This window comes from Proteiniclasticum sp. C24MP, from assembly GCF_043951855.1.
Classification (GTDB): domain Bacteria; phylum Bacillota; class Clostridia; order Clostridiales; family Clostridiaceae; genus Proteiniclasticum.
Genome location: NZ_JBINJW010000010.1, coordinates 79,205 through 86,950 on the forward strand (window position 1 = coordinate 79,205; position 7,746 = coordinate 86,950).

The window sequence follows — 7,746 nt, forward strand, 5'->3', positions numbered from 1 at the left end:
AGGGATGGAGATACTGAAAAAGTAAAGGAGCTACACAGTATGTAGTAAAAATGAATGAAAAACATAAGTAGTAGGAAATGAGGATGAAGTCAGACTCATCATTGCCTTTTTGAGAGGCGAAGGTTTTCTACTATGAAGTCTGTCCGCTCCACTTGTTGTGCACACGTTTGCATGATATAATCGGAGCAGTAAATCGATTACATATCACAAGAAAAGAGGTAGGTATTCATATGAGAAAAAGCAGTCTGTTTCATAAAATCAGTGCAGTGCTTCTACTGGTGTTTTTCTTCACCCCGATGCTTTCTGTCAGAGACATGGTTACGGTTCATGCGGAGAATGAGGTGGAGATCATCGTACACTATGCAAGAGAGGATGGAAACTACGAAGACTGGAACCTGTGGCTTTGGGAAGAAGGGGGCCAGGGGGAACAGGTGGATTTTGCGTCTGAAGATGACTTCGGAAAGGTAGCAGTGCTATCCACATCCAGCGATAAAAGCCGGTTCGGATTCATCGTCCGAAAAGGTAACTGGGTGGAAAAGGATATAGATGGAGACCGCTTTTTCGAAGTGGAGGAAGGTAAAGCGGAGATCTGGCTGAAATCAGGAGATGAAACCGTCTATACAGAAGCCCCTGCGGTGACGACAGAGAAGCCTGAAGTCCTGGAGGGTGACCTGGAACTTCGAATCCACTATAGAAGATTTGATGAAAACTATGACGGATGGAACCTATGGATCTGGCCGAAGGGGGGAGAAGGAGAAGCCTATGACTTCACCTCCGAGGATGACTTCGGAAAGCTTGCGGTTCTGGGTTTGGATGTGGAGGATGCTTCCGAGATCGGCTTCATTATCCGTAAGGGAGAATGGGAAGCCAAGGATGTGGACATGGACCGCTTTATTTCCGTAAGCAAAGCGGAAGATGGCGTGCTGGATGTGTATCTGCTGGAGAAGGATCCCAGTGTCTACTATGCAGCGGAGGAAGTGGATCTTTCGCCCAAGATCCTGAAAGCGGAGCTGACCACGGTGAACAAAGTGAAGGTCAATGTGTCCATTCCCATGGAACTTGTCCATGATCAGAAGGAAGGGCTGAAGGTCACTTCCGGTGAGGAAGAACTTGAGATTCAGACCATCTACTTTTCCGAAGGAGGAAGACCTGAATCATCCAGTCAGTTCGAAGTGCTTCTGAAAGAGCCTCTGGAGCTGGGCAGAACCTACACCATTTCCAAAGAAGGATACGGGGAAAAAGCCGTGATGATGAGCGGTGTCTTCTCCACCAAGGCCTTCGAGAACGCGTATCACTTCGACGGAGAACTGGGTGCGATTCATGAGACGGAGAAGACCACCTTCAGAGTGTGGGCACCTACTGCCACCAGTGTGAAGCTGAACCTTTTCACAGCGGGAAATGATGTGGATGCCTATGAAACTGTGAAGATGGTGTCTTTGGAAAAGGGTGTCTGGGAATATGTGCTTTCCGGCGACAATCATGGCGTGTACTATACCTACACCGCCACCAATCTTGGTATGGAACAGGAAGCGGTGGACCCTTATGCGAAAGCGGTGGGTGTAAACGGACGAAGAGCCATGGTGGTGGATCTTGACAGAACAGATCCGGAAGGATGGGAAGAGGATGAAAAGCCGGAGCTGAAGGACTTCACGGATGCCATCCTCTATGAGCTTCATGTGAGAGACCTTTCCATTTCCGAGGATTCAGGCATCGAGCATAAAGGAAAGTTTCTTGGACTCACGGAAGAAGGCACCACAGGACCGGATGGGGTATCCACGGGGCTTTCCCATCTCATGGACCTTGGCGTGACCCATCTTCACCTTCTCCCGGCCTTTGACTTCAGAAGCATCGATGAGACAAAGCTTGAGGAGAATAATTTCAACTGGGGATATGATCCGCAGCATTTCAATGTACCGGAAGGATCCTATTCCACAGATCCCTACAATGGCGAAGTGAGAATCAGAGAGTTCAAGGAGATGGTGAAGACGCTTCATGAAAAGGACATCAGAGTGGTCATGGATGTGGTATATAACCATACCGGAGCCTCAGGAGACTCTGACTTCACGAAGATGGTACCGGGTTACTATTATAGGATGAATGAGGACGGCAGCTTCAGCAACGGAAGCGGAACAGGAAACGAGACCGCTTCAGAGCGATCCATGATGAGAAAATACATTGTGGATTCCGTGGTGTACTGGGCCAGGGAATATGGTGTGGACGGATTCAGATTCGATCTCATGGCCCTTCATGACATAGATACCATGAAAGCCGTGCGAGCGGCGCTGGATGAAGTGGATCCCACCATTCTGATCTACGGGGAAGGATGGACAGGCGGCGATTCACCTCTACCGGATAAGGAAAAGGCATTAAAGAGAAACACCTGGAGAATGGATGGCGTCGCAGCGTTTTCCGATGACATCCGCGACGGACTGAAAGGCCACGTCTTCACCGATGAAGACAGGGGATTCATAAACGGAGCAGAAGGCATGGAGGAGAGCATCAAATTCGGCATCGTGGCATCCATAGATCATCCCGATGTGAATTACCAGGAAGTGAAATACTCGCAAAGCTTCTGGGCGAAAGAGCCCAGCCAGACCATCACTTACGTGGAAGCCCACGACAATCTGACTTTGTGGGATAAGCTTATGATCAGCAACAGTGATGCGGAGGAAGAGGAGCTCATAAGGATGCACAGGATGGCCAATGCGGTGGTTCTGACCTCTCAGGGGATTCCGTTCCTCCATGCAGGCAGTGATTTCCTGAGAACCAAGGACGGCAATCACAACAGCTACAACGCCCCAGACGAGATCAACAAACTCGTCTGGGAGAGAAAGAGCAGCTATCTTGACAATGTGACGTACTTCGAAGGGCTCATCGATATGCGCAAAGCACATCCAGCCTTCAAGATGGATACCGCCAGAGAAGTGCGAGAGAATCTCTCCTTCCTGGAGATGCCGGAAAAGAACATGGTGGGATACAGAATCGACGGTGAGGCTGCGGGAGATGACTGGAAAGAGATTCTGGTGCTCATGAATGCCAACAGAGACGAGATGAGCTTTGATCTGGAAGGAAACTGGAATGTCATGGTCAATGGAGCGACGGCAGGAAACGAATCCATCGAGACGGTTTCAGAAGAAGTGAAGATTCCTGGGCAGACCCTCCTGGTTCTGGTGGAGACAGCGGAGAAGACAGATGAATCGCCGGAGACACCGGGAGAAGAGAAAGAGGATTCCGGAAATCAGGGTATGATCATTGCGGCGCTTCTTGCTGTAGGAGGCGCTGGCGGATACGGCCTGTATCGAAAGAATCAGAAGAAAAAGGTTTCCTGAGCCTGAATCCCATACTGAATCATCCGTTAGCAGAAAGCTTCCTTTTCGGAAAAGCACAGAGAATCCAGTGCAGTTTCCGAAAGGAAGCTTTTTCATGCGCACATACTGGACTGCCTGCGTATTCTGACCTGGATGGGAAAATGAAGAAGCTGGTGGTAAAATGGAAGTATGGAGATATAAAATGAAGATCAGAGAAAGGATGAATCCCTATGGAAAATAAAGTGATGAAAAGAGCGCTTGAGATTGAAGACTATGTGCTGTCCTTCAGAAGAGACCTGCATGCCTACCCGGAGCTCAGCGGAGAAGAAGTGCAGACTCAGAAGAAGATCATAAGGGAACTGGAGAAACTAGGCATTCCTTACCGAAAAGCCGGTGCGACGTCAATCATCGCCAGCCTGACCGGTGGCAAGAAGGGGAAGACTGTAGCGCTTCGAGGTGATATGGATGCACTGCCCATCATTGAAGAAGCGGATGTTCCCTTCAAGTCAACAGTGGATGGCAGAATGCACGCCTGCGGCCATGATGCCCATGCAGCCATGCTGCTGGGGGCTGCGAAGATTCTTTCGGAAATGAGGGAAGATCTATCAGGTGAAGTGCGGTTTTTCTTTCAGGAAGGAGAAGAGACCTTCACCGGAGCGAAGAAGATCATAGAAGCTGGAGGGATGGAAGGGGTGGATGCATGTTTCGGTATGCATGGCATGCCAAGTCTTCCCACGGGACAGGTGGACATCACGCCAGGCTACCGCATGGCAGGATGCGATACGATTTATGTGAAGCTTGAGGGGGTATCCGGTCACAGTTCCATGCCGCATCTGGCCAGAGACACCATTCATCCAGCCTGTGTGTTCGTCACAGGACTCCAGGATATCATCACGAAGAATGTGAATGCGCAGGACCCTGTGGTTCTTTCCGCCGGAAAATTCATGGGTGGAACAAAAGCCAATATCATCTCAAAATACACAGAGCTCGAGATTTCAATGAGATATTTCAGTCCTGAGGCCAGAAAGACTGTTCATGAAGGGATCAGGCGACATGCAAAAGCCATCGGAGATGCCTATGAAGTGAGGGTGGATGTGGAGATAGAGGAAAGCGCAGTAAGCCTGTATAATGACGTGGAACTCACGGAGATTGCATCGGAAAGTGCTGTAAAAGTCTTTGGAGAAGGAAACAACATCATGACGCCAAGACTCATGGGGTCAGAAGACATGCCTTTTTATTTCCAGCATGCCGCGGGCGTCTATGCTTTCATCGGGTATCGGAATGAAGACAAGGAAGCCATCTATTTTCCCCATCATGAGAAGTTCAAAATAGATGAGGACTACATGAAATACGGCGTGGCGCTGCATGTTCAGTTTGCGCTGGATTTCCTGGGGGTTCAGGGGAACAAAGAGGAGAACAGATAGAAGGAAGAGCGGAATCTTCTGGCAAGCCACCAGAAATGTAATATTCAGATCAGGAAGAAAGGTCATGATAGGATGGTCTTTCTTCTTTTCGCTATATGCAGCAAAGTGTGTTCACGGTACAATAAATAAAAAAAGGAAAAGAGAGGAACGTCATGGAAAAGAAGAAACTGTCTTCAGAATATATCTACATCAGTCATGCCACAGAAGGAAACCTGAAAGATATTTCCCTGAAAATACCAAAGAACAGACTGGTGGTTCTGACGGGACTGTCCGGGTCAGGGAAGTCCACCCTGGCAGTGGACACCATCTATCAGGAGTGTCAGAGGCAGTATCTGGAAGCCATCGGATATCAGGGAATCCCGAAGCCGAAGGTGGAATCCATTCTCAATCTTTCACCGGCCATTAAAATCACTCAGGGTGAATATGCGAAAAATCCAAGATCTTCTGTGGGGACAGTAACAAACATCTATACAGAGCTGCGGATGATTTATGAGAAGCTTCATGAAAGAAGCTGTCCTTCCTGTGAGAAGAAGATCAGTGCGTCCAGATGCAGAGAAGAGCTAGTGAAGACGGAAGGGGAGTTCAAGGTCTACATGTTCTGCAGCCACTGCGGGCATAAGATGGAGAAGCTTACAAGAAGTCACTTCTCCTTCAATACCAGAGAAGGTGCCTGCGAGGCCTGTCATGGTCTGGGCGAAGTCATGAAGATTGACCAGAAAAGTGTGATCAGCGAAGAACTGTCTCTGGAAGAAGGGGCCGTGGCTTACTGGGACCATGCCTACAAGGACTATTCCATCGGTACGGTGAATGCTGCCTTCAGGCACTATGGGATGAAACAGACGGACAACCGCCCTGTGAAAGATTTCAGCGAAGGAGAAAGAATTCTCCTTTTATATGGGGCGGAAAGTGAAGAGGCTGAGATGTTCTTCAAGGATGTGAAGATCCCCAGGAAAGTGGCGGAGGGAAAGTTTGAAGGCGTTCTGACAACCCTTTGGAGAAGACTCAATGAAAAAGGAGGCATCACAGCCCAGTTGGAGCCCTATTTCATTACAGGAGCTTGTGACAAGTGTCAGGGGGAGAAACTGGCAGAGGTGCCGCGAAGCGCCATGGTAAAAGGCAGGACCATTACAGAGCTGTCTGCGCTGTCGCTTCTGGAACTCATGGACTGGCTGAAGGAGATCGAGGAGAATCTGGTGACGGAAGAAAAGGCCGTGGTGGAGGTCTATCTGGAAGATATGAAGACCAAGATCAGGAGACTCATCCGCGGTGGCGTAGGCTATCTGTCTCTGAATCGTCAGACCATGACCCTTTCCGGTGGAGAAGCGCAGCGCATGAAGCTTGCGGCCACTTTAGACTCCACCCTTACTGGAATCATCTACATCATGGATGAACCTACGGTGGGACTTCATCCCAAGGACACGGCTGGCATCATGAAGATTCTCAAAGATCTTAGAAATCTAGGGAATACGGTCATCGTCATCGAGCATGATCCCGAGGTGATGAAAGATGCGGATCATGTCATAGACATGGGGCCAGGTGCGGGAAGTTTTGGTGGAGAAGTCATCTCAGAAGGAACATTCGAGGAAATCCTGAAGGACAGAAATTCTGTCACTGGAAAATATCTGAGTCAGGAAAAGAAGAATACTTTACAGCCGAGAAAGAGGAATCATGGCTTCATTGAAGTGAGAAATGCGGACAGGTTCAATCTACGCTCCATCCATGTGGATTTCCCTAAGGCATGCCTTACATCCGTAACGGGGGTATCAGGTTCCGGAAAATCCACCCTGGTACTGGATATTCTTGCCTCTGGAGATACAGAAGAGGGTGAGGAAAGGAATATTGTAAGAGGAACCAGTGGCTTTGATGAGATCATTACAGTGGAGCAGTCTGCAGTAAGCAGAATGAAAAGGTCCAATGTGGCCACCTATTCTGGACTTTACAATGAAGTGAGAAAGCTATTCGGAAGTCTTCCGGAAGCGAAAGCGCTTCACCTTAATGCGAAGCACTTCTCTTTCAACACAAAGGGCGGCAGATGCGAGCGTTGCGAAGGACTTGGCTATGTGACCAGCAACATGCTGTTCTTTGAGGATGTGGATGTGGTCTGTCCTGAGTGTGGTGGAAAGCAGTTCAATGATGAAGTTCTCTCCGTTAAATATGAAGGTCATTCCATTCATGAAATCCTGAAGCTTTCTGTTGTGGAAGCGCAGGAGCTGTTCAGGGAGAAGAAGGTCATGGCGAAAATTCTGAACCTTCTCATGGATGTGGGGCTTGGCTACCTGGAACTGGGTCAGACCCTGAGAACTCTCTCGGGCGGAGAAGGCCAAAGGATGAAACTTGCCAAGGATCTCATCCAGAGTGAAAACAGAAAGAATCTCTACCTCATCGATGAACCTACCACGGGGCTTCATCCCGTAGATGTGGAGAAGTTCCTTGTTCTTCTGAATAAGATGGCGGATGCCGGGAATACAGTGATTGTCGTGGAGCACAACCAGCAGGTCATTGAAGCTTCCGACTGGGTCATCGATCTGGGACCGGATGGCGGAATCTATGGAGGTGAGGTCATAGCGGAAGGCACACCTCATGAACTGAAGCGGAATCCAGGATCTGTAACAGGAAAATATCTGTAAATTGATGCTTTCAGGAGAAACCGGTGGTGTGAAAATTAATTTTTATCCACCGGTTTTGTGATTTCTGATTGATTATCAACAGATAATGGTTTTATCGCTGTGGATAAAACCGCTGAGAATGCTTTTTCTGTGGAAAAAAGTTCATTTTTTCGTTGCGCTGATTTTGACCCTGTGGTATTATATTTAAGTCAGCGATTTAAGCAGTCCTTCATTGACAGAAGCTGCTTGAAAATGATAAGATATAAGAGCTCGCTTTATGGGAGCGATTACAGCAAAGTTCTTTGAAAATTAAACAGAATATAGGTAAAAAACCAAAGTACCTTTTCGAGAAATCGGAAAAAACCATCTTCGAGCAATAAGAAGATGAGCAGCCGGGAAACCGGGTGC

3 protein-coding genes are annotated in these 7,746 nt (G+C 48.4%); all 3 read left to right on the plus strand.

Features of this window, described 5'->3' with window-relative positions; genetic code table 11:
* Window positions 1-230 precede the first annotated feature (230 nt).
* A complete protein-coding gene (pulA, locus tag ACHAL6_RS08985; protein WP_395270194.1) occupies window positions 231-3,329 on the plus strand; it encodes a type I pullulanase in 3,099 nt (1,032 codons plus the stop codon).
* Window positions 3,330-3,538: 209 nt separating this feature from the next.
* Entirely contained in the window at window positions 3,539-4,732 is a 1,194-nt protein-coding gene (locus tag ACHAL6_RS08990; protein WP_395270196.1) for a M20 family metallopeptidase, read from the plus strand.
* Between the two features lie 152 nt (window positions 4,733-4,884).
* Window positions 4,885-7,359, plus strand: coding sequence for an ATP-binding cassette domain-containing protein (locus tag ACHAL6_RS08995; protein ID WP_395270198.1), 2,475 nt, complete (start codon window positions 4,885-4,887; stop codon window positions 7,357-7,359).
* Window positions 7,360-7,746: the final 387 nt, after the last annotated feature.